The organism is Chthoniobacterales bacterium, assembly GCA_039930045.1.
Lineage (GTDB): Bacteria > Verrucomicrobiota > Verrucomicrobiia > Chthoniobacterales > DASVRZ01 > DASVRZ01.
On the sequence record JBDSQB010000003.1, the window covers coordinates 106,631 to 128,348 of the forward strand.

The 21,718-nt window shown below is 57.9% G+C and carries 17 protein-coding genes; 2 read left to right on the forward strand and 15 right to left on the reverse strand.

Going from position 1 to position 21,718, the window contains the following annotated elements; genetic code table 11:
- Positions 1-119: 119 nt before the first annotated feature.
- The 3 genes from ABIT76_03565 to ABIT76_03575 are packed head-to-tail and all read right to left on the reverse strand — an operon-like array spanning position 120 to position 3,314.
- Positions 120-851 carry an amino acid ABC transporter ATP-binding protein gene (locus tag ABIT76_03565; protein MEO7932218.1) on the reverse strand — a complete coding sequence of 244 codons (732 nt, stop codon included), beginning with the start codon at positions 849-851 and terminating at the stop codon, positions 120-122.
- Positions 841-1,659 (reverse strand): amino acid ABC transporter permease, encoded by an 819-nt coding sequence (locus ABIT76_03570; protein MEO7932219.1) that lies wholly within the window; start codon positions 1,657-1,659, stop codon positions 841-843. The genes ABIT76_03565 and ABIT76_03570 overlap by 11 nt, the downstream gene beginning before the upstream one ends.
- Positions 1,656-3,314 (reverse strand): putative manganese-dependent inorganic diphosphatase, encoded by a 1,659-nt coding sequence (locus ABIT76_03575; protein MEO7932220.1) that lies wholly within the window; start codon positions 3,312-3,314, stop codon positions 1,656-1,658. Before ABIT76_03575 ends, ABIT76_03570 begins: the two co-directional genes overlap by 4 nt.
- A gap of 146 nt (positions 3,315-3,460) precedes the next feature.
- Between ABIT76_03575 and ABIT76_03580 the strand changes: the two genes are divergently transcribed.
- Positions 3,461-5,197, forward strand: a complete 1,737-nt coding sequence (locus ABIT76_03580) for a DUF6600 domain-containing protein (GenBank protein MEO7932221.1) — start codon at positions 3,461-3,463, stop codon at positions 5,195-5,197.
- 200 nt (positions 5,198-5,397) lie between these two features.
- On the opposite strand, the gene ABIT76_03585 is transcribed toward ABIT76_03580, so the two are convergent.
- From ABIT76_03585 to ccsA, 4 genes are read right to left on the reverse strand one after another with little or no spacing between them, the layout of a single operon-like run.
- Positions 5,398-5,532 (reverse strand): FeoB-associated Cys-rich membrane protein, encoded by a 135-nt coding sequence (locus tag ABIT76_03585; GenBank protein MEO7932222.1) that lies wholly within the window; start codon positions 5,530-5,532, stop codon positions 5,398-5,400.
- Between the two features lies 1 nt (position 5,533).
- Positions 5,534-6,430, reverse strand: a complete 897-nt coding sequence (hemC, locus tag ABIT76_03590) for a hydroxymethylbilane synthase (GenBank protein MEO7932223.1) — start codon at positions 6,428-6,430, stop codon at positions 5,534-5,536.
- On the reverse strand, positions 6,427-7,494 hold the full coding sequence (hemA, locus tag ABIT76_03595; protein ID MEO7932224.1) for a glutamyl-tRNA reductase: 1,068 nt from the start codon (positions 7,492-7,494) through the stop codon (positions 6,427-6,429). The genes hemC and hemA overlap by 4 nt, the downstream gene beginning before the upstream one ends.
- Positions 7,491-8,282 (reverse strand): cytochrome c biogenesis protein CcsA, encoded by a 792-nt coding sequence (gene ccsA, locus ABIT76_03600; GenBank protein ID MEO7932225.1) that lies wholly within the window; start codon positions 8,280-8,282, stop codon positions 7,491-7,493. The genes hemA and ccsA overlap by 4 nt, the downstream gene beginning before the upstream one ends.
- A gap of 138 nt (positions 8,283-8,420) precedes the next feature.
- Here ccsA and ABIT76_03605 point away from each other — a divergent pair, with 138 nt between their 5' ends.
- Positions 8,421-8,945: an adenine phosphoribosyltransferase gene (locus ABIT76_03605; protein ID MEO7932226.1), complete on the forward strand. Its 525-nt coding sequence runs from the start codon at positions 8,421-8,423 to the stop codon at positions 8,943-8,945.
- A gap of 39 nt (positions 8,946-8,984) precedes the next feature.
- Here the strand turns inward: ABIT76_03605 and ABIT76_03610 are convergent, their stop codons facing one another.
- The 8 genes from ABIT76_03610 to ABIT76_03645 all read right to left on the reverse strand — a co-directional run bounded on the left by ABIT76_03610 (position 8,985) and on the right by ABIT76_03645 (position 21,702).
- Positions 8,985-9,989 (reverse strand): hypothetical protein, encoded by a 1,005-nt coding sequence (locus ABIT76_03610; protein MEO7932227.1) that lies wholly within the window; start codon positions 9,987-9,989, stop codon positions 8,985-8,987.
- Positions 9,990-10,006: 17 nt separating this feature from the next.
- Complete coding sequence (locus ABIT76_03615) at positions 10,007-11,161, reverse strand: hypothetical protein (GenBank protein MEO7932228.1); 1,155 nt, start codon at positions 11,159-11,161, stop codon at positions 10,007-10,009.
- 32 nt (positions 11,162-11,193) lie between these two features.
- The gene (locus ABIT76_03620) at positions 11,194-14,628 is read right to left on the reverse strand and encodes a DNA methyltransferase (protein ID MEO7932229.1); all 3,435 of its coding nucleotides are present in this window, start codon (positions 14,626-14,628) and stop codon (positions 11,194-11,196) included.
- Positions 14,629-15,146: 518 nt separating this feature from the next.
- Positions 15,147-15,770: a phosphatase PAP2 family protein gene (locus ABIT76_03625; GenBank protein MEO7932230.1), complete on the reverse strand. Its 624-nt coding sequence runs from the start codon at positions 15,768-15,770 to the stop codon at positions 15,147-15,149.
- Positions 15,771-16,151: 381 nt separating this feature from the next.
- On the reverse strand, positions 16,152-18,959 hold the full coding sequence (locus ABIT76_03630) for a family 78 glycoside hydrolase catalytic domain (GenBank protein MEO7932231.1): 2,808 nt from the start codon (positions 18,957-18,959) through the stop codon (positions 16,152-16,154).
- A gap of 166 nt (positions 18,960-19,125) precedes the next feature.
- Positions 19,126-19,962 carry an NAD(P)-dependent oxidoreductase gene (locus ABIT76_03635; protein ID MEO7932232.1) on the reverse strand — a complete coding sequence of 279 codons (837 nt, stop codon included), beginning with the start codon at positions 19,960-19,962 and terminating at the stop codon, positions 19,126-19,128.
- Positions 19,959-20,678, reverse strand: a complete 720-nt coding sequence (locus ABIT76_03640; protein ID MEO7932233.1) for a sugar phosphate nucleotidyltransferase — start codon at positions 20,676-20,678, stop codon at positions 19,959-19,961. Before ABIT76_03640 ends, ABIT76_03635 begins: the two co-directional genes overlap by 4 nt.
- A 4-nt stretch (positions 20,679-20,682) precedes the next feature.
- The gene (locus ABIT76_03645) at positions 20,683-21,702 is read right to left on the reverse strand and encodes an SDR family NAD(P)-dependent oxidoreductase (protein ID MEO7932234.1); all 1,020 of its coding nucleotides are present in this window, start codon (positions 21,700-21,702) and stop codon (positions 20,683-20,685) included.
- Between the last annotated feature and the right edge of the window lie 16 nt (positions 21,703-21,718).

Consider the following 21,718-nt stretch of genomic DNA (forward strand, 5'->3'; position numbering starts at 1 on the left):
GTTGTTCAGGTAGGGACATGCGGCTCGCATGTCCGTTTGTTCCGGGATCGGACGAGCGGGCCGCTCGTCCCTACCCAATCGGGTTTATCGGACGAGCGAGGCCGCTCGTCCCTACCTTGCTAGTACTTCAGGATTCTACCGAGGAATTGCTGGAGCTGTGGGGTTTGCGGGTGGGAGAAGAGGGATTCGCCGGCGTTGCTTTCGACGATGCGGCCCTCGGCCAGGAAGACGACTTGATCTGCTACTTTCCTAGCGAAGCCCATCTCGTGGGTGACGAGGATGAAATCGCGGCCCTCGTCGCGCAGGGCCTCGATCATTTCCAGGACTTCGGCGGTCATCTCGGGGTCGAGAGCGGAGGTGGGTTCGTCGAAGAAAAGCAATTTGGGTTTGATCGAGATGGCCCGCGCGATCGCCACGCGCTGGCGTTGTCCGCCGGAGAGTTCTGCCGGGCGTTTGTGCGCATGTTTCTCCAACTGGAACCGGGTTAGAAAATCCATCGCGGTGGCATTCGCATCGGCGGTGGAAAGGCCGTGAACTTTCTCCAGCGGCAGGGTGATGTTGGCCAGCGCGGTGAGATGCGGAAAGAGGTTGTAAGCCTGGAAAACGGTGCCGACGGATTTGCGATAACGATGCAACTCCGCTTCGTCGTGACTGAGCGTGACCCTATTGATTTCCACTGTGCCGGTGCTGGGAATTTCGAGTCCGGCAAGGATGCGGAGCAAGGTGGATTTGCCGCCGCCGGAGGGTCCGATGAAGGCGAGCGAATGGATGTCGTCGAAACGCAAGTCGATGCCCGTGAGCACGGGTTGTTCGCCGAAGTTTTTGCCCAGAGCGCGGAGGCTAAGTCTCATAGCGATGTTTCTTTTCGAGCCATTGCGTCCAGAGGGAAATGGGGAGGGTGAGCAGCAAGTAACCGGGTGCCAGCATCAGGTAGCATTCGAGGTTGCTGTAAGTGAGCGAGGCGACGTCGGCGGCGCTTTTGGTGAACTCGATGATGGCGACGGTCGAGAGGAGCGAGGAGTCTTTAATGATCGACGCAAACTGTCCGGCGAGTGGCGGCAGAGTCACGCGAATCGCCTGCGGAATGATGATGTAACGATACGTCTGCCAGCGGTCGAGTCCGATGGCTTTCGCGGATTCGAGTTGGGATTTACCGATGCTTTCGATGCCGGCGCGGAAGACTTCGGCGATGTAGGCTCCGCTGAAAATGGAGAGCGTGAGGATGCCGACGATGAAGCGGTTATTAAGTTGAAAGGCGTTCGCGACGACGTAGAAAAAGATGTAAATCTGCGCCAGCAACGGAGTGCCGCGGATGAGTTCGACGCAGATTTTGGCCATGGCTCTCAACGGGAGAAAATGCGACCGGCCCGCCAGCGCCCAGAGGAATCCCAAGATCGTGCTGCAAACGAGTGATACGGCTGAAACTCGAATGGTAAGCCACCAGCCGCGCCAGAAGATGGCCTGATATTTTACCAGCACTTCGCCCTGCCAGGCGACGAGGCTTTGCTGGAAGGCGTAGTAGAAAAGCAGGGTGAGAACCAGCAGCGCGGCGGCGAAGTTCAAAGCCATCACACCGCCGGAAACGGGGCGTGCGTCTTTAGCCCAAAACCAACTGGTTTTCGTTCCCAACCAACTGGTTTTCGTTCCCAACCAACTCATGACTCCACATTTGCCATGCGATGCAGGCATTGCAGGAGGTAGGGCAGAAGTTGTTTTTTGCGGGAAACAATGCCGTCCAATCGCCAGGCGTGATCGCCGACGTGCGGGAAATCAATCGTGGCCAAATAAGCGGGGTGTCCGCAAACGAGAAGGACGGATTGCTGGGTATTGATGTCGGTGACTAACAAGGCGGCGAAAAGCAGCGCCTTGTTTTTGCAGTCGAGTTCCAGTGCATTGATGAGACCGGCTTGTTTTTCCCGGAGCAGATTGAGGTTGAGTTCCTCGATCTGCGCAACGCTGAAACGCTGTCCGGCCTCGACGTATTCCTTGCAATCGGCGTGGATCACTTTGTCCGAAGTGAGCGAGCGCAACGGCGAGCCGACAGAGAAAATCTGGTCCGCCAGATCCGCAGGCTGAATGCCGACGATGGTGGCGAGTTCCGTTAAAATCTGGCGATCCACCGCGGTCGCGGTCGGCGAGGTGAGATTGAGCGTGTCGGAAATAATGCCCGCCATCAACAAGCCGCCGATGTTAGGCGGAATAGTGATGTTGTTTGTGCGAAAACTTTGCGCGACCAGGGTGCAAGTGGAGCCCACGGGGCTGTTCCAGAAAAGGATCGGCGCATCGGTTTGAAAACTGCCAAGGCGATGGTGGTCGATAACTTCCACGATGGGCACCTGCTCCGCGCCGTGGACGGCCTGCGACATTTCGTTGTGATCGACGAGAATGAGCTGGCGCAGGACGGGTTTCAGGAAGTCGCTCTTGGAAAGAATGCCGACCAGTTTTTCCTCGTGATCCACCACCGGGAACACGAAGGCGTTGCTCGGAGTCGCCAGCTCGCGGGCACGAGTGAGGGTCGTCTCTGGCGTGAAACTTTGAAAGACGCGGTCGAGCATTCGAGTGACCCGGATGCCTCCGCGCGCCAGAAGCAGCGTGGTGGCGGTGTCGTAATGGGAGTTGATGAGCACGACGCCTTTCGCAGCGGCGGCATCGAGGACTTCCTGCGGCACGGAGAAATCGCCCGTGATGACGATGGCGGCGACGCCTTCCGCGATGGCCATTTTTTGCACTTCGTGCCGGTCGCCGACGATGAGGACAATGTGTTGACCACGATAGGTAACGAGGCGCTCCAGAAAGGAATTCGCGCTCATCGCCGCAACCATCAGGAGATATTCGGCCTCTGTGTCATCGACGGAACCGACAGAAACCTGGCCGTCGAACGAGTCGATCATGTCGCGCAGGGAACCTTGGACAATACGACTGGAAGCCGACTCTTCCCGTGGTGGAAACAGGTAATGACTGATCTGAAAACCCGAGAGCAAGCCCATGCAGCGCCCGTCATTATCCAGCACCGGCAGACCGCGCAGGTGCTTCTTTTCAATGGAGTTGACCGCCTGATACACCGAGGCGTTTTCGGACACCGAGACCACATTTCGCACCATCACATCGGCCACCTTCGGCGACACGTCGGAGAAAAACACCGGCGGCTCGAAACCAAACTTTGCCAGCACGTAGTCGATGCGCGCGTTGGTGTTGCCCGCGCGGCCGGCAATGACATCCTCGACTCCAAGCCGCAGCTTCAAATCGGCATAACTCAGGGCCGAGCAGATCGAGTCCATGTCGGGGTTTTTGTGGCCGATAACGATGGTTTGCATGAGGCAGGCTACTCTTTAGGCCAACCCGCCGAACGACGCCATTCAAATTCCGTTGAATAAGCCGCAAGCCAACGCAGTCGATGGTTTTGTGCCCAGCATTGTTCTTGCAGAAGTCTGCTTGGAAATGCGTTAAATTATCATCCCCAATGAAAAAAATCCTCATCACCCTCCTTGTCACTTTGTTTGTCTTCAGCGCGCATCGGGCGCAGGCGGAAGTCACGCTTGATTTCTTCTATGACTCGCTGGCCGACGACGGCGATTGGTTTGAAGCCGACGACTACGGCTACTGCTGGCAACCGCGCGATGTCGGGCCGGATTGGAGCCCTTACACCGATGGTTACTGGACTTACACCGACGCGGGCTGGACGTGGGTTTCCTACGAATCTTTCGGCTGGGCGACGTATCATTATGGACGCTGGGCGAATCTCCGCGACCGCGGCTGGGTCTGGGTGCCCGGCTACGAATGGGGCCCAGCCTGGGTGAGCTGGCGTTCGAGCGATGAATATGTGGGCTGGGCTCCCCTGCCCGCTCGTGCGGTGGTGAGCGTCGGCTTTTCCATCGGCAGCGATGTGGACGAGGATTACGACATCGGGCCGGAGTATTATCATTTTGCCTCGTGCCGCCGTTTCGGGTCGCCTTCGCTCCGGCAGGTGATCGTGAATCGTTCGGAAAACGTGACGATCATCAATCAGACGACGAACATCACGAACATCACCTATCGCGACAACATCGTGTATAACGGTGGCCCCGATTTCGACCGCATCAACCGCCGCAGCGAACGGCCCATCGAGCGGCTGCGCCTGGAGCGGATCACCCGGCTGGATAATTCCCGCGACAACCGTTTTGCCCATCGCGGAAATGGCCGCCTAACGGTGGTTGCGCCAGCGGTCGTTCCCGTCGAACGGCAGCTCCGGCCTCGGAACATCAAGGCCAGTCTCGGACGCGTCCAGACCGAGCACGGGTGGTCGGGAGTGCGCGATCCCAAGCAGGCCGAGCGCATCCGGGCGAAGATTCGCGAGGAAAACAAGGGCCGCACCCGCGGTCCGGTGAATCGCGACAGGTCGGTCGTCCAGGCGTTGCGGACGGAAGCCCGCCGCAAACAAGTGGCGGATTTGCCCGATCGGCAGCCGCCGATGCGTCCGAATAAACGCCCCGACGTGGCGCGTGATGATCGTCAGCCCGTGGTCGATCCGAAGCCGGAGAAAACAGACGCGAACGGACATTCCCAGGCGTTCCGGGAAAATCAGAAAAACAAAGGCAACGCCCAGACTCGCGAGAATCACAATCCACGGCCAGACCCCGGTGCCGCTCCCGACCGCAATGCCGATGAGGCGCGCCAGCGTGAAGCCGCCGCCCGCCGCAGACAGGCCGCTGAGCAGACACCTTCGGGTCGTGGCAATCAGTCCAATGATCAGGAACTAGCCCAACGCGAACGCGAGAAGGCCACGCGCCAGCAAGCTGAACGGACTCGTTCCAATCAGGCCGATGCCCAAGCCCGCGCTGAGCGTGAGCAGCAATTGAAACGTCGCGAGGCCGCCAACGCCTCCCGACAGAATGAAGACGCGGCACGTCAGCAAGCAGCCCGGCGCGCCAGTCAGGACGAGGCCGCGCAAGCTACGAGAGCCCGTGCTCAACGAGAGGAAGCAGCGCAGCAGCGTCAGCAACAAATCCGTCAGCAACAGGCCCAGGAAGTTCGGCGCCAAAGCGCACCGGAGCGTCAAGCTCGTCCTGAAGTCCGGCGCGAAGCCCCGCAACAACGTGAGGCTCGTCCACAGCCCCGTCCGCAAGTGCAACAAAGCCGCGAACGCGCCCCGCAGCCTTCCAGCGACGCCGCGCGCGATGAGCGAAACAAGAAGAAGAAAAAAGACGACGACAATCGCTAACCGACTCGCCAGATAAGACTCAAACTCGGGCTGCGGAGGAAACTTCGCAGCCCGTTTTGTTGCTTCGGGAGCGCACGCGTCCCGCGTGTTCTTTGAGGTGTCTCGCCTCAAAGCTGTTTCAGATGGCCACTGCGTCAAAGCCCTTTCGCGAGACGCAAAAGGGAACACGCGGGACGCGTGCGCTCCCGAAAACTTCCTGACTAACGCTTCAGAACTGTCTTGGCGCTACAACCACACCCACCGCCGCAACCTTTTTTGTTGCGGTTCTGCCACCAGCGGATCGTGAAAATGACGACCGTGAGCGCGACCACCAGCAGAGCGAGAAAAGTTTGCATGTCAGGTTAAAAGTTGGGCCACGAGATCCTCAATGTCGCGTCCGCTGGCGAGGGATTCTTTGCCATCGCGATGCAACACGGCTTCGAGCATCCATTCATTGTCCACCTGATAAGAACGCACTCCCAGCGGCATTTGGCAACCGCCGCCCAGCGCCCTCAGCAATGCCCGCTCCATCGTCACCGATTCCCACGTCGGCAGGTGGTTCAGCGTTTGCAAAATAACCTCGTGCTCCGAAGCCCCAGAGCGGACTTCGATTCCTATCGCCCCCTGCCCGACCGCCGGCAGCGTGACTTCCGGAGTGAGGTTACTCACGTGAAAACAATGCGACTCCGATGTGATTTTTCCCTCGCTGACCAACCCCAGGCGTTCCAGCCCGGCGGCGGCGAGAACAGTGGCGCTCCAATCGGGATTTTCCCCAAGCTTGCGCAGTCGTGTCGCCACGTTTCCGCGAATCTCGACGATTTCCAAGTCCGCCCGGCGCGACTTGAGTTGCAACTGACGACGCGCGCTGCTCGACGCGACTTTGGCTCCCTTCGGCAAGCCCGCAAAACCGCCCGGTACTTTGGAAATCAGCCAGTCGTCCGCATTGGCTCGGGGCAAAACACAGGCGAGTTCCAATCCATTGGGCAGCATCGTCGGCAAATCCTTCAGGCTGTGCACCGCCGCGTCAATTCGGCCATCGAGCAGCGCCTCCTCGAGTTCCTTGGTGAAAAGCCCCTTGTCGAGTTTGCCCGCGGCGTCAGTCAGACTCAAATCCAACCGCTGATCGCCGATCGTCGTGATCTCGCGAACCTCGACCGCGACTTCAGGAAATGCCGCTTTCACCGCCGCCTCGAAGAGTCGGGTTTGAGCGAGAGCGAGGGCGCTATTGCGGGTGCCGATGATGAATGGCCTCATGCTGTTTTCACCGTTTCCACGGGTGCCGATGGAGCATCGGACGCGGGCAGAAACATTCCCCGCTGCCGCGCCCAGGCGACGAATTCCGCGACGTGATGCTCGATGATCCGCTGGCACGCGACCATTTCCTGACGGCGGATTTCCAGTGACTCGCGAGCGATGGCTTCGAGCGAGTCGATGTCGTAAAGATAGACGCCGTCGATGTCGTTGACCGATGGCTCGATGTCGCGTGGCACGGCGATGTCGATGAGAAAAAGCGGACGTTCCGGGCGAGTGCGCATGAGGGCGTCTAGTTGCATCCGAGTGACGACAAAATGCGGCGCGGCCGTCGAGCTGATGAGAATGTCGAGCGTGGCAAATTCCTTTTCCCATTCGTCGAAATGCAGGGCGCGGCCGCCGATTTCCCCCGCCAGAGCGACGGCGCGGTCGTGGCTGCGGTTGGAGACGATCACGCTTTTTACGCCTTTGCTGGCGAGCGCCTTGGCGGTGCGTTCGCTGGTGTCGCCCGCGCCGAGAACCATCACCTGGCAGCCGCCGAGATTCCCAAAAATCTTCTCCGCCAGATCGACGGCCACCGATCCGACTGAGACGCTGCCCCGCGTGATCGCGGTCTGACTCCGCACTTGTTTCGCCACGGAAAACGCCTTTTGGAAAAGCTTGTTCAGCCAGATGGAAGTCGCCTGCGCGTCCACGGCGGTGGCGTAGGCTTTCTTCACTTGGCCGAGGATTTCCGTCTCGCCGACGATCATGGATTCGAGCCCGCTGGCCACGCGAAACAAATGCCGCACGGTGTCCTCGAAGTCATGCTGGTAAATGTGTTCGAGGTCGTTGGCTTCGACCGGTGAGCGGACTTTGAGCACACTGAGCGCGTCAAATTTCCCACTCTCCGACACCACATACCACTCGACGCGATTGCAAGTGGAGAGCGCCACGGCCTCGCACACCGTCGGCAGCCCGAGCGCCTGCTGGAGCGCGGCGGACGTTTGCAGGGGATCGATGGCGAAGCGTTCCCGTGCCTCGACACTGGCCGTCTGATGGCTCACTCCGATGCAAGTCAGATTCATTTCGGAGTGCCTCCCGAAAGCAGGGTCACGCTCCAAAGCGTTGCCAGCACGATGCCAAACGCCACCACCGACGCTGTCGCCAGCCGATGCGGCGCGAGTGCTTTCCAGCCGCGGCCCCAGAGGATCGCGGAATACATCACCCAGATGAAAACGGCCAGGCCGAGTTTCAGTGGATTGGGCAGCGGATGAATGAAAAATCCCGCGCCGATGCCGAGTGTGAGCAGGATGAAGCCCAGAAAGACCAGCCGTCGATTCGCAATCGCCAACTGGCTGACCGGCGGCAGGCGATAGAACAACGACCCGAGCGTATGGCGTTTCAACTGCCGTTCCTGCACGAGATACATCACCCCGGCAACGCCCGCGAGGAGGAACGCGCCACAGGCAATGATCGAAAACGACGCGTGAAACTCGACCCAGGGGTTCACTTTTCCCCGAAGCGCCGCCGGTTGATCGATGGGCAGCAGGAGCGCGATGGTTTGAATGAGAAACACCACCGGCGACGTGAACGCCCCCATCAGCGACAGCCGGTAGGCCGGGCCGACGATCATGTAGATGAGCGTCATCGACCAGCTTACGAAGATAAAGACCTCGAAGAGATTCGTGAGCGGGCAGCGTCCGATGGCCTGGCCGCGCAGATAGAGAAACGTCGTTTGCAGGAGAAACCCGGCGGCGACCGCGACGAAGTTAAAGCGGGTTGGCAGAAACCGTCCGCCGCGCACAGCGATCACCGTGTAGCCGAAGCTCACCAGAAAGCACAGGGTGGAGAGTAAAAGCCAGAGACGATCCATGAATTAAGGGAGGATCAATTTGAAGCGGAGTGGGTGAAAAAACAAGGGAGACCGGGAGAAACCTGAAACTTGAAGGGAGTCCGTTCGTTTTCCTCTTTCAAGTTTCGGGTTTCTAGTTTCAAGTTTCCGCTTTCTCCCATGGACGACATCTCCTTCCTCTACAGCCTCATCCGCAACATCCCCGATTTTCCGCAGCCGGGCATCCAGTTTAAGGACATCACCCCAATCCTCGCCGACCCAAAAGGCTTCCGCACCTCCATCGACCTCTTCGTGGCGAAATGCCGCGAGTCGAACGTGCAAAAGATCGTCGGCATCGACGCGCGCGGCTTCCTCTTTGGCGCAGCCGCCGCCTACGCGCTCGGAGTCGGCTTCATCCCCGTGCGCAAAGCGGGCAAACTCCCCTTCACCCGCCTCAGCCATTCCTACACATTGGAGTACGGGAGCAACGTCATCGAGATGCACGACGACGCCATTCTGCCCGGCGAACGCGTCGCCCTCATCGACGACCTCCTCGCCACCGGCGGCACCGCGGGTGCGGCCTGCAAACTCGTCGCCCAACTCGGCGGCATCGTCGTCGAAGCCATCTTCCTCATCGAACTCACCGCCCTCAACGGCCACGAACAACTCCCCGGCGTCCCCGTGACGACGTTTTTGAAATACTAAGAAACTCCACCTGTTGTCTCTGTCGCCGTCTGCGAGAGGCTAAAACACATCATCCAAAGTCTTCGCCTTGGTGAGCCGGGCTGAAGACGTGTAACGCGGTGCTTGTGGCGCACTTACCTTTCCGCCCGAAACCAAAGGCAATGGGCCTATCTTCTTCGCAGGCTCTTTGAAGTTAAGCACATACTTTCCAGAATCTTTCCAAGGCTCAATCGATGCGATCTCCGCGATGTAGGTGATCGCCGATACGGGAGCGATTTGATACGTCGCCAGATAACGGAGCTTGGGAATCATGCTGGAATGAATGCGGATGGCATACCAGCGATCTTCGCCCAGGAAGGTCTCCTTGAATCCATCCTCTCTGGCAGACACCACCACGGTATCGATCTCCGCGGGGTCAATCGCAGGAGTATTCCCACTTTCCGCCGCCACCGTCACGCTTTGCTTGCTGAGATCATAGAGGAACGGCTCAAACTGATAGATCGCCTCCCCGGTGGCCGAACGGAACCGCACTACTTCCAATGTCTCAACAGGAAAACGCAACGAACTGCGCACAATGCTTTCCAACTCCTCTTCCAGCTCATCGATGATAACCAACGCGTTAAACGCATTGTCGGGGTAAATCATTTGCTCCAGCAGATAGTCGATATTGCTAAACCCATTCGCCGTCGCATAAGCCTCGCATCGCGCCAAGGCTTCCAGGTTCTTCTGCAAGCTTTCGCGCAGGATGCCTTTCATCTTTTGCGGCGAGCTTTTGAAGGAAAGGGAGAAGTTTAAGAGCTGTTGGGCAATGTGCCGGAGTGGATCGTGCCGCGCCAATTCCACTTCCACCAGATAGAGCACAGGCTTGCGGGGGCTGGAGAGGTCGAGCAAATAGGCGTCGGGAATGTTCTGGGTCTTGCCCCGCTCGCCAATCAGCTTCTTCACTTCGAGATAGATGCGACTCTCACCAAAAAGCGCCGTCTTTACCTCGGCGATGGTCGTTTCAAGTTCAGCCTCTTTGTCAAAAGGCCAAGGGTGAAATTGTTGGGTTGGGGTCCAGAGCATGGTGGAAAAGAAAAAATTTATAAAGTTATCTTACGTCCATTCGGAACAGTTCTCGTTGGACCTTCCGCGACCTTGAGGTTGATGTGAATAAATGACCCGCCCCCGTTTCCGTCTGCGGGGAACTCCCGTTGCTTTTCGTCCGGTGGCTCACCTCCTTCATCATCTTCGTGCAGCAGAATCTTTTCGAGTCGTTCTTTTGAAATCTTGTTTTTCTCCTTAACGTATGATGCGGCACTCTCTTTGAGCTGCGGGCTATTAAACGCATCTGCCAAACTCACAAACGGATTGGAAACGAGCGCTAGTTCAGCATGTAGTGCTTCTCTCAGAAGAGCCCTCCCCTCTCGGGCAATCCGAGGAACATCTTTCACAGCAATTATACCGCTTGAGCATCTCAACGCCTCACTCATTGCTCGCAACACCACATCATGGACAATTCTATTCCACGCGAACTCTGTAGAGCTAACTGGATCAACTTTAATCCCAAACTGGCCGGTCATGAGGTCAAACATTGCGCCCCCAAATGATAAATCCTTCTTTGGAGCATCGACATTCAAGGGTTCTGTGACGGTAGATGTATTTAGCATCCAGTTTGGCATTGGGTGTCCATCCATGAACGCCCAATAGCAGAACCCCTTGCTTTTTGCCCCAGGCATCGTGCGGTGTCCGCTCGTGCTATCGGAAAAGTTCGGAAGCGAATAGTTTCCTGAATTTCTAAATCGAAAAGTCGGTGCTTCTTCATAAAGCTTCCGCTGGCGCATTGTCGAAACGCCGGAAGATAAATCGGAACGCTCCACCTTAGCTTGGAGAAAACACGCATTGCCTAATGCTAATTCGCCGTCGTCCCCTTCGTATGTTACCAGCACGAGTAAGTCACATAACTCGCATCCAGGACCTGTAGTTGGTATATCAAAGTCAACTACCGGCCCAGACGCTCCTGCTTTATGGCAGAATACTCCTTTCAGCTCGGCGCTTATATGGTGGCGACTCAAGACTGCATTGAGGGTTTCCTGCATCGTCGGCAGTTGCAGAAAAAAGTTTATGAGTGTCTTCACTTCACCGGGCCGCTTGGCTTGTAAGGGTTCGCTTTTTGAAAGCGCATGATAAAGCGCCTCGTAAAACACTGATTCGATCGCAACTCGAGATGTTAGTAGCGACTCGTGAATTCGTTTCATCTGTGAGGATATTGGTGATGTTGGCATAGTTTTTAAAATGAAAACTTCTCTCCAGTTCGATGCGCACGACCTAGAGTGGCGAGGGTTTCCAAGATTTCAGCAAGGTCTTCGGGTTTGGCGCGGAGGAAGTGTTTGGAGAGTTGGGCGGCGGTGACGGGGGCGGCGGCGAGTTGCAGGGCGCGTTCGACGGCTTGCACGCGTTCGGCCAAGGGTTTGGGCCACGGGGTTTTGCCGACCTTGGTTTTGGCGGTGGCAACGGCGGCGGTGGTGATGGCCAGGCCGGTTTGCGTGGTGGCGCCTTTGGGTGCCTGGTATTCGGGGCGGAGCCAGCGGATTTGGCCGTCGGCTTCCTCGGCGGCGCGTTCGGCGTTGAGAGCGACGAGGCGGGTGAGGATTTCGGCGTCGAGTAGATTGGCAGGCCAACCGTAGGCGGCGGCGACGGCGGCATCGAGTTCGTCGTGGAGTTGGCGGAGGATAGAGACGAGGCCCTGGTCGTGAATGATTTGTTCCTTGGCGGTGAGGGCCCTTCCGGCGCGGAGGGCTTCGAGGACGTTATACATCGCGGTGAGCGAGAGGCCGGGGTGTTGCGTCTGGACACGTTTGCGGTGCGCGTCCAATTCCTCGCCTAATGACCGGATGCGGGCTTTCGTCTCTTCGTCAGCTGCGGGAAAGGGGAAGGGGTTAAAGGTTTCCTGATGCTGATAACGAGTGTCGTTTCCGACTCCTAATCTGCCAGCCATGCTTACTGCCCAAGCTAGATGAATTCGTGACGACAGGACGCCAAGAATCCACGCGTCGTCCGTCACAATCGCGACAACTGAGGTGTCCGGGCGAGTCTCTGCTGATACGAATTGAAAAGTGAACCACTTAGCCGTCCGTGGAACTGCAATATATCTATTCAGGCTGGAGACTGCACCCCTAAGCGCGGGTATAGGTCGGGTGAATAGCCACCAGTTACGTCGGCGCTCTTCCACCGGGTTAACGTCTCGCTCAGGCTTTACTCTCGTGAGAACCCATTGGAAAAGACTTGGGAATCGGCGGCGCACGTCTTCCTGCTCGAAAGGATAGAAGTCGATAACCCGTGCTTTCCGCGACACTTGCGCGAGGTCTCTAGCGATGACGAACGGCTTAACCACCGTCGCCGCTTCCGCATCGGTTCCACAAGCAGCCGAGACTTCTTCCGGTAGTAAGACAAACCCTTGCCCAAGCGGGTACATCCCGGTGAATGCCATACCTTTATTTGCTTTGAGTGCCATTGCAGCTTGGCCGCTGTCACTAAGCTTGAGATCAGCCGCAATGCGTCCAATTATCGCAGCAAAGGCTACCTTGGCCGAACCGTCTTCAAGCGGCTCCTCGACGGTGACCGTACGCAGTTCGCCGGTGAGCTCACCCGCGGCACCCACCGTCATCGCAATCCGGACAGCGGCACCCTCTGCGGTGTCCACCCACGGATGATCAGGAATTGCGAAGATTAGTGATAGCTTCTTGAGATGTGAGTGCACCACTCCCCGATTGAAAATCATCCGAAGGCTGTTCGTGGTGATGAACCCGAACCTGCGGAGCGCGTCGCTTTCGGTGAGCGTCGCTGCTTTCTCCCACCAATACATAACGAAATCCGCAGTTTCCGGGACGCTCGGATACGCTGTACGTAACGCCTCAGTGTAGCCGCTGCCGAGAGCATCGCGCATCCGTTTGTTTCCAATGAAAGGCGGATTGCCGACGACGTAATCCGTCTTAGGCCAACCAGCCGGCCGGGCATTTGGATAGGTGAGAAGGGGGAGGCGTTTTGATTCGTCGGGAACGGGGCGTCCGGTGACGAAGTCGGTTTTTTGGCTCCGCCGGTCCCAGACTGTGATCACTTCGCCCTGCTCGTCACGCGCGGGCTGGGGGTCGCCATCCCATGCGAGAACGGCGTCGCGGCATTGGATGTTGCGAAATTTCTTGAGGACGGGCTCGGCGGGCAACGATTGGCCCCTCGTGCGGAAGTGCCATTGCAGGTAGCCGATCCAGAGGACCAGCTCGGCAAGCGAGGCGGCGCGGGGGTTGAGTTCGATTCCGAGGAATTGATGCGGATCGACGCTGTGGGTGGCGAGATCGAGGAGGAGGTTTTCGCCGAAACCGGCGGCGACATCGAGGACTTCACCTTCCAGACGTTTCAGATGTTCGAGGGCGACGTAGAGGAAGTTTCCCGATCCGCAGGCCGGGTCGAGCACGGTGACTTCGCAGAGTCGGTTATGAAACCCGGTAATCTCAGCTCGCGCCTTGGCGAGTTCGCCGCGTTGGGCATGGACGAGAGCCGCCGCACGAATCGCGTCCCACTCGGCTCGCAGCGGTTCGACGACGGTGGGCAGAACCAGCCGCTCGACGTAGGCGCGCGGCGTGTAGTGGGCACCGAGTTGATGGCGTTCCTCGGGGTTGAGCGCACGCTCGAGCAAGGTGCCGAAGATGGCCGGCTCGACGTCTTTCCATTGTTTGCCCGCTGCCTGGATGAGAATGCCAAGCTGGGTGCCATCCACCGGAAGCACGCTGGCGTCTGCAAAGAGGCCGCCGTTAAAGCGGAGCAGCTTCTTATTGAGAATGACGGAGAAATCCGTGCCCGTCTGCATCTCGGCGAAGAGCTGGCGAAGCTTGGGAACGAATCCCTCCGGCGATGAGCGCAGGCTTTCGAGCAATCCGCGAAAGCTATCCTTGGGCAAAAGCCCCACGTCCTCGGCAAACATGCAAAAGAGGCAGCGGGTGAGAAATTCGGCGACGATGCGCGGCGCGTGCCCGGCTTTTTCCAGCGAAGACGCCAGCACGGCCAGATAACCGGCAATCTCGCGGGTGACTTCGGCGCTGACTTTCGAGGGATCGAGCGCGAGCGGTTCCAGCCAGATGCCACGCAGGCGGGCGCGGACTTTCTCATCGCCCAGATCCTCCAACCGCAGGCGAAAGGTGCGCGGGTCGGGAAAGGGCAGGTAGCTTTTCCCCGCTTGGGTAAAGTCGGCGTAAACTTCGATGCTGTGCCCCACATCGACGATGAGCAGAAAGGGCGGGGCGGGTTCCTCGGCGGGCAAGGCACGGGCGTAGCGTTCGGCTTGTCCACGGGCGCGAATCATGGCGTCGTCCCAGGCGTCGCTGCCACGGATGGGGCCGGTTTTCTTTTTGGCAACGGCGGCACCGGAAGCAATGGCAACGAGATCTAGGTCAGTCTGCTCAGCTTTTGGAGCGAAGAATTGCTTGGCCTCCAAGACAAAGCAGCCGCGCCGATAAAGATCGATCCGCCCATCGGAATAAGTGCCCGGTCCGGTGGGAATGCGAACGGGGAACTCGAATGAATAGCCGCCCGCGTGTGAGTTGTCGGGTCGAGGCACGTCGAGCAAGTCGGCCAGACCGATCAGGAACGGCTGTGCATTGGCCCGTTCTGACGCCTCGGCGGCGGACCAATAGGCAATGAACGTGTCGATGGGGGAAGCGCCGTCAGCCATGAGTTGCAACTGTTTGTAGAGGAAAAGCCCGCGTTGTCGAACTTTCCTGATGGAGTGCGGGCATTCTTGTCGAGTTGGCCTGAATTGAGCCGGCGAAACTGTTTCTGACCTAGGGAAGTCTTTCCCTTACCCAGAGAAGTCGCTTCCATAACCCAAGAAGTCGCTTCCATAACCCAAGAAGTCTCTTCCATAACCCAAGAAGTCTCTTCCTTAACCCAAGAAGTCGCTTCGTTAACCCAAGATGTCTCTTCCTTAACCCAAGATGTCGCTTCGTTAACCCAAGATGTCGCTTCATTAACCAAAGAAGTCTCTTCTTTAACCCAGGAAGTCTCTTCTTTAACCAAAGAAGTCTCTTCTTTAACCTAAGATGTCGCTTCGTTAACCTAAGATGTCGCTTCGTTAACCTAAGAAATCATTTCTTTGATCTAGGAAGTCTCTTCCAGAACCAAAGAAGTTTTCGGCGGTCATCGACCGCCGCTACAAGTTTATATCGTTGCGCAGGCTGAGAAACGGCCCGATCACCACCACCGCGAGAATTTCTCCTGAAGCTTTTCAACGAAGGTGGTGCGTTTCGCTGGTGCCAGCAGGTTCGTCCCGCGTAGCAGACTAGTCGTCACCACTTCGGCCACGAGTCCCACGACCATTCCCGCCGCCACGTCGAGCGGCCAGTGCGCGCCTTTCGCCACCCGGCTCCAGCCCATCGCGAGCGATGCCACCCCGCAAGCCGCGCCCGCACCCGGATAGCTGCGCGACAAGGCGCGGCCAAATGCCACGCTGCCCGCCATGTGACCCGACGGAAATGATTGTTCCGGCTTCTGCGGTGAGCCCCCCTCTTCACTTTCGTAGCGGCCCTCGTCCAGCAAGACATGGGGGCGGGTGCGTTTCACCAGTCGTTTTGTGAGGCTTTCGCCCGCATCCGCAGCCGCCACCGCTGCGAGCAGCGTCACTCCGGTTTCGCTCAACCGCCGATTCCTCGTGCAGATTCCCCAGAGCAATAATGCGGTGGAGATGGCATAGAGCGGACCCTGATCCCCGATCTGGCTCGCCTCGCCTGCCGCTTTTATCGCAGGTTCATCGCGACGGGAGGCTAACTTGGCTCCCAACGCGACATCCGCCGTCTCAAGTTTTGTGGCAAAATCCATACCTTGAAATCGTCTCCCGCCGTCGTCTGGTCCTAAGAGGGCGTCTAAAAATTTCCGCAACAGGTAGGGACATGCGGCCTCGCATGTCCTTGGACCGCACGGTGCAGACGAGCGGGCCGCTCGTCCCTACCCATCGAGCGGAAGCCAAAGTGACTTTTGCGACGCCCTCTAAGTTCCGCATCCAAGAGGATGTGCCCGACATTGCCCCATTAGGTCGGCCTATCTATAGCCATTCGAGTTGCGGTCGAATCAGGTCCATGGGACCGGCATTAACCGCCCCGCACAACTAGACCAGCACGTGGCCGGGAGTGCCATGTCCATGACGACTAGATGCGGGGGTTCTCGCCTTTGTCTGGAGGGCGCGGGACTTAGGCACGAATGTTATTTGAGGTCTTCTTCGTAGTGGTAAGTTCCAGCCGCGACAGTCTCGGGCGCTCGATTACCAGGGAATGCGATGGTGGCGGTGGTGTTGGGCGGAACGACGATGTCCATGGCGACTTTGCCGCTTTTCTTCGTCCAGGCGCTGGAGGCTTTGCCGTAGGGTGTGTCGAGTTCGGCGCGGGCTGAGTCGAGTTGCATTCCAATGAGAGGCCGGACGAAAAAGTGTTTGAAGCCCGGATTTGCGGGATCGACCGTTAGACCGGCGACGCGTTCCATCATCCATTGGCCGATGGCTCCGTAGGCGTAGTGGTTGAAGGAATTCATGCTCACGGGGCCGAAGCCCTTATCTTTGGTATAGCTGTTCCAGCGCTCCCACATGGTCGTTGCCCCTTGGTTGATGGGATAGAACCACGACGGGTACGTTTCCTGAAACAACAGCTTATAGGCGAGGTCGCCATGCCCTGTGTCGTCCAAGACCTTGGCGAGGTAAGGAGTGCCCAAAAAGCCCGTGCGCAAATGATCTCCCGCTTCGCCCACGAGACGGGCGAGGTTGGCACCTGCTTTTTCCCTGGCTTCGGCAGGAACCAAGTTGAAGGCAAGCGCCAGCACATAGGCGGTCTGGGTCTCGGGAGCATTCTGCAATTTGCCCTCGGCATCGAAATACTGCTTTTGAAACGCCTGCCTCACAGCGGCCGCTTCCTCGGCATAGCGAGTGGCGTCGGCGTCGCGTTTCAGCACACGGGCGGCGTCGGCCAGTATCTGCGCATCGTGTGCATAAAAAGCGGTTCCGAGAAATGCGAAGGGCGTGTCGCCTTTCATGTTTTCCGTATAAGGCTGAAGCCAGTCGCCATATCCTTGGATCTTATCGGTGATGCCATTAACGGATTCCTTGCGATACCAACCGACGAGTTTTTCCATCATGTCGAAGTTGTCGGCCAGCACCCGCCAATCGCCTGTGCGCACGTACACTTCCCAGGGAATAATCGTGGCCGCCTCCATCCAGCCGGGGCTGCCCGTGGAGCCGACGATCTCGGGCACCACATCGGGAATCCGGCCGTCGGGCAACTGATCGTCGCGCAGGGATCCGAGCCAGCTCTTGAAAAAGGCGAGGCAGTCGTAGTTTAGCATCGCGGTGGGACAAAACGCCTGGGCATCGCCGGTCCAGCCGAGACGCTCGTCGCGCTGCGGACAATCGGTGGGGATGTCGAGCGAGTTTCCCCGCCAGCCCCAAGTGATGTTGCTTTGCAACTGGTTGAGCTTGGCGTGGGAGGATTCAAATTTTCCAATTCGAGTTAGATCAGAATGGAGCACAACGCCAGTCACCCAATCCTTTTGCGGGTGGACGCCGGCAGGGAGACCGGAGAGTTCCACGTAACGGAAGCCATGGAAGGTGAAGTGCGGCTGCCATTCGATGATGCCGTTCGTAGCTGCGGTGTAGGAGTCTGTGGATTTGGCGCTCCGATAGTTGGCGGTGTAAGGCGTGCCGTCGGCCAGAAGCATTTCCGCAAAGCGAATCTGGATTGTTTGATCCTTTGCCACCGGAAGTTTGATGCGTGCCCAGCCGACCATGTTCTGGCCAAGATCAAAAATGAAGTGACCCGGCACCGGCTCCGTGATGGCCTGCACGGCGAGTGTTTCCTTCTCCCGCACAGGCGCAAAGGGCTTCGGGGTGAGCTGTTCCTTGCCGAGATCGGCTTCCGTCACGACAGGTTTCCAATCCGTGATCACTTTCCGCGCATCGTAGTCTTCGCCATCATAAAGGCTGGACGACACGATGGGGCCGGCATGGCTGCCTTCCCATTTTTCATCCGAGGGAATGATGTCGCTGGAGCCATCCTGATACGTCACTTCCAACTGCAGCAACAACTCGGGTATTTCTCCGTAACGTCCATTGGGCTTGCGGCTATCGTAGCCAATGCGCCCCGCATACCAGCCCTTGCCGAGCAGAGCCTGGATCGTGTTGTCTCCTTGGCGTAGTTGACGGGTGACATCGTAAGTCAGGGTATCGAGACGCTTGGCATAAGACGTCCAGCCATTGGCAAAGTGGTCACTACCGACTTTCTCGCCATTGAGTTCGAGTTCAAACAACCCGCGCGCCGTCACATAGACTCGCGCCCGCGCCACGGCCTTGTTTACGGGAAAACTCCGGCGCAGCACGCCGACTGACTCGGCCACGTGCTGGACAGGTAGCAGGGACACCACTTTTTTCTCATCGTAAACGCCGGCTCTTTCCTCACCATTGATCGTGTAGTTCAGTCTTAGTTCCTTCACTTCATGGGGAGCGGGATCGCTGCCCAACGTCTCATTGCCAACGGTAAACGCGCCCGGTTGCTTCTGGACTATATCGGTAACATCCCGAGCTAGTTCGGGATGTGCCTTGGAGCGATAAATAGCCCTGGCCACTTTGCATTCCACTTGGGGCACTTGTGGCATATCCACGGGCCGAATCCAGTGGGCTTTCCAATCCAGCGCAGAAAGCAATCCCATCTCGAAATGAGCGAACTCGCTCTGGCTGGACTCATGGCCATTTTCGTCGCGAAAACTCACCCTCCATTCGACTTGCTGGCGCGAGTTCAACGGGGCTCCGCCGTAGGGAACAAACGACGATTGGTCGGAGTTCACCCACCCACTATCCCAAGTTTTGTCCCCTGCTCTCGCCTCGATATGGTAAGCCGTTTGTTTTTTGACACCGTCCGGCAATTGCCACGAGAAGACCGGCTTGCAATCGTGGAAACCCAGCGGGTTCACAAATCCCTCGCCGACTGTGAGCGAATGGGCTGGCTCTCCAGAGGCTTGGAGGGAAGCCATAACCAACGCTGCCATGCTGAAGAATAGGAATTTTAGTTCAAAGGGGGGATATTTCATTCTTGGTTGGTAGAGCAGAAAAGCCGGAGGAAGGCAACGCAGTTCACTTCCATACCCTTCAGACTGCCACCATAACCGGATCGGGAAGCTTAGGCGGATTGGAGGGATTTCACAGGAACAGCAGGCGGGTAAAATCCTCGGCGGTGGGGATGGCGGGACGATAGCCGATGAGGCTGGCCAGACGGTCGTTATTGCCGATGCAGCAACGAACGTCGGACGCAGAAGCGGAAGGGGTTTCGATAATGGGATGCTTTCCCTGCGCGAGGATCTCGACGATTTCCCGCAGGTTCCAGCCGTGGCCGCTGCAGAGGTTGATGATTTTTTCGTTGCCATCTGTTTGGGCGAGTCGGGCGAGGACTTGCATGGCGATGTCGGCGTGGAGGAAATCTCGAATTCGGTCGAGCGGGCCGGTGCGGATGACTTCGTTTCCCAATTGTGCGAGCACGGCACCAGGCATGAGTCGAATGGACATGTCGGCGGCGAAAACGTTGAAAAGCCGGACGACAGTGACTCGTAACTGGGAGTGGCGAGCCATCTCTGTGACGCGAAGTTTGCTCCGACCGTAGGCGCTGACGGGTTGGGCAATTTCTGCCTCTGATATAGGTTGTCGTTCATTTGGGACGAGTCCGTATTCCGCCACGCTGCCAAGCAGAAAAAGCGGGATGTCGTTCCACGCCAGATCGGTCAAGGCTTGCATAAGAGCCAGGGTCGGATGCCAATGAGCCGCGTCGAAAGCAGCTTCATCGGGTGCATGAAAAGTGCCCATGAGATGAAAAATGACTGTGGGCTGCGAATCGACTAAGTGTGTCTTCCAATTGACTGGCTGGGTGGCGTCGCCAAGTTCGGTGCGCCCAATGCTTGTCACGGAGAAGCCTTCGTTGCGCAGTTGGGCCTGGAGTTTCCGCCCCAGAAAGCCACTGCCACCGGTCACCACGGCTCGTTTCACGTTTCTAAAGGGAGAAATTCGTGGCGGTATTCCGCGAACCATTCGTTCGCCAACAGGTGATCTTCGGGACGGCCGATATCGAGCCAACGACAGGCTTGGGAATGGCAGCGGACGTTCGCTCCCGCGTCGTGCAGGCGCAAAATGAGCGCGGGCATGTCGAGCGGCTCGCCGGGCTTGAGATGCGGCAGGAGGGCGGTGCGTCGAAAGGCGTAGCAACCCATGCTCACGACGAAGGTTTGCACGGGTTTTTCGTGGTAACCGATGAGCAGCCCGGTGTTGTCCTGCTCAATGACTCCGAACTCGGATTTCATTTCGCGCGGAAAGACGGAAACCGTGGCGTCGGCCTGCGTCTCCCGATGGGCTTGGAGCAATTTTGCGAAGTTGAGCGTAGTCAGCAAATCGCCGTTCAGCACCAGGAAATCTTCACCCAATTCGGGCAGGGCAGTAGTCAGTGGACCTGCGGTGCCAAGCGGCTGATTTTCGCGTAGATAGCGAATGGAAACTCCGAAAGCGGTCCCGTCTTGGAAAAAAGCCTCGATCAGCGAGCCTAGATGGCCGATAGCGACTAATATCTCTGTAACTCCGCTGGCGCGAAGCTGGCGCACGAGGAGTTCCATCACTGGCATATCGCCAATCGGCATGAGCGGCTTTGGAATGATCGTCGTGTAGGGCAGGAGCCGGGTGCCTTTGCCGCCGGCGAGCAGGAGAGCTTGCATGGGTTTAGACAGCGTAGCGACTCGCGTCGGCGAGCGCGGGTTGAGTGCGAAGAAAAGAAATCACGCGGTCGATTCCGTCACTGAGGCTGATTTGCGGAGTCCAGGCAAGACGTTCGCGGGCAAGGCGGTTGTCGGATTCCAAATCCAAAACTTCGCTGCCTTCAGGGCGCAGGCGATCAGAGGAAAGGACAATGGGTTTTTCGAGGTTCATGCGTTCGAGGATGAGTTTCGCCAGATCGCCGATGGCGATGCGTTTACCGACGCCGAGGTTGCAAATCAACCCATCGATGTCGGGCACGAGCCCCGCCCGGAGCAACCCGTCGCAAGTGTCGGTGACGAAAGTGAGATCGCGGGTGGTGGTCAGATTTCCCAAGCGAATTTCCGGGCTGTGCAACGCTTGAGAAATAATGCTGGGAATGATCGCCCGCGCTGATTGGCGAGGCCCGTAAGTGTTAAAAGGACGAACCGTGACGGCGGGTAGGCCGAAGGAGCAAACGTAACTTTCGGTGAGCTTCTCGGCGGCGATTTTCGAGGCGGAATAGGGCGACTGGCCTTGCAATGGGTGCGTTTCGTCAATTGGCACGCGTTGCGCCGAGCCATAAACTTCCGAGGTGCTGGTGATAACGAGCCTCTGAATCTGGGCACGGCGGGCGGCTTCGAGGACGTTGAAAGTGCCTTCTATGTTAGAACGCAAATAACTTCGGGGCGCGTGATAGGAGTAAGGAATGCCTATGAGAGCCGCAAGATGGAAGACAGCGGTGCAGTTTTCAAACATCCGTTGCAAGGATTCCGAGTCCTCGATATTTCCGGCGACAATTTCGATTTGCGAGAGAATATCGGGCGGTAAAAAAGCCAGGTTTCCGATGCTGCCGTGAGACGAATAACGAATCAGCGCCCTAACATTTGCGCCCGCGCGAACGAGTGATTCGCAAAGGTGGCTTCCAATAAAACCGCCCGCGCCCGTAACCAAGACTTGGGCTCCGGCAAACTCGGGATTGGCGGCAGAGGGAAGTGGGCTTGACATGGTGAATGCAGAAATT

What these genes read in the sequence shown, in the direction of transcription:
- ABIT76_03585 (MEO7932222.1), bottom strand. Translation starts at nt 5,532, where the DNA reads ATGCAAACTTTTCTCGCTCTGCTGGTGGTCGCGCTCACGGTCGTCATT.
- ABIT76_03640 (MEO7932233.1), bottom strand. Translation starts at nt 20,678, where the DNA reads ATGCAAGCTCTCCTGCTCGCCGGCGGCAAAGGCACCCGGCTCCTGCCC.
- ABIT76_03575 (MEO7932220.1), bottom strand. Translation starts at nt 3,314, where the DNA reads ATGCAAACCATCGTTATCGGCCACAAAAACCCCGACATGGACTCGATC.
- hemA (MEO7932224.1), bottom strand. Translation starts at nt 7,494, where the DNA reads ATGAATCTGACTTGCATCGGAGTGAGCCATCAGACGGCCAGTGTCGAG.
- hemC (MEO7932223.1), bottom strand. Translation starts at nt 6,430, where the DNA reads ATGAGGCCATTCATCATCGGCACCCGCAATAGCGCCCTCGCTCTCGCT.
- ABIT76_03645 (MEO7932234.1), bottom strand. Translation starts at nt 21,702, where the DNA reads ATGTCAAGCCCACTTCCCTCTGCCGCCAATCCCGAGTTTGCCGGAGCC.
- ABIT76_03605 (MEO7932226.1), top strand. Translation starts at nt 8,421, where the DNA reads ATGGACGACATCTCCTTCCTCTACAGCCTCATCCGCAACATCCCCGAT.
- ABIT76_03580 (MEO7932221.1), top strand. Translation starts at nt 3,461, where the DNA reads ATGAAAAAAATCCTCATCACCCTCCTTGTCACTTTGTTTGTCTTCAGC.
- ABIT76_03565 (MEO7932218.1), bottom strand. Translation starts at nt 851, where the DNA reads ATGAGACTTAGCCTCCGCGCTCTGGGCAAAAACTTCGGCGAACAACCC.
- ABIT76_03610 (MEO7932227.1), bottom strand. Translation starts at nt 9,989, where the DNA reads ATGCTCTGGACCCCAACCCAACAATTTCACCCTTGGCCTTTTGACAAA.
- ABIT76_03630 (MEO7932231.1), bottom strand. Translation starts at nt 18,959, where the DNA reads ATGGCTTCCCTCCAAGCCTCTGGAGAGCCAGCCCATTCGCTCACAGTC.
- ccsA (MEO7932225.1), bottom strand. Translation starts at nt 8,282, where the DNA reads ATGGATCGTCTCTGGCTTTTACTCTCCACCCTGTGCTTTCTGGTGAGC.
- ABIT76_03615 (MEO7932228.1), bottom strand. Translation starts at nt 11,161, where the DNA reads ATGAAACGAATTCACGAGTCGCTACTAACATCTCGAGTTGCGATCGAA.
- ABIT76_03570 (MEO7932219.1), bottom strand. Translation starts at nt 1,659, where the DNA reads ATGAGTTGGTTGGGAACGAAAACCAGTTGGTTGGGAACGAAAACCAGT.
- ABIT76_03620 (MEO7932229.1), bottom strand. Translation starts at nt 14,628, where the DNA reads ATGGCTGACGGCGCTTCCCCCATCGACACGTTCATTGCCTATTGGTCC.
- ABIT76_03625 (MEO7932230.1), bottom strand. Translation starts at nt 15,770, where the DNA reads ATGGATTTTGCCACAAAACTTGAGACGGCGGATGTCGCGTTGGGAGCC.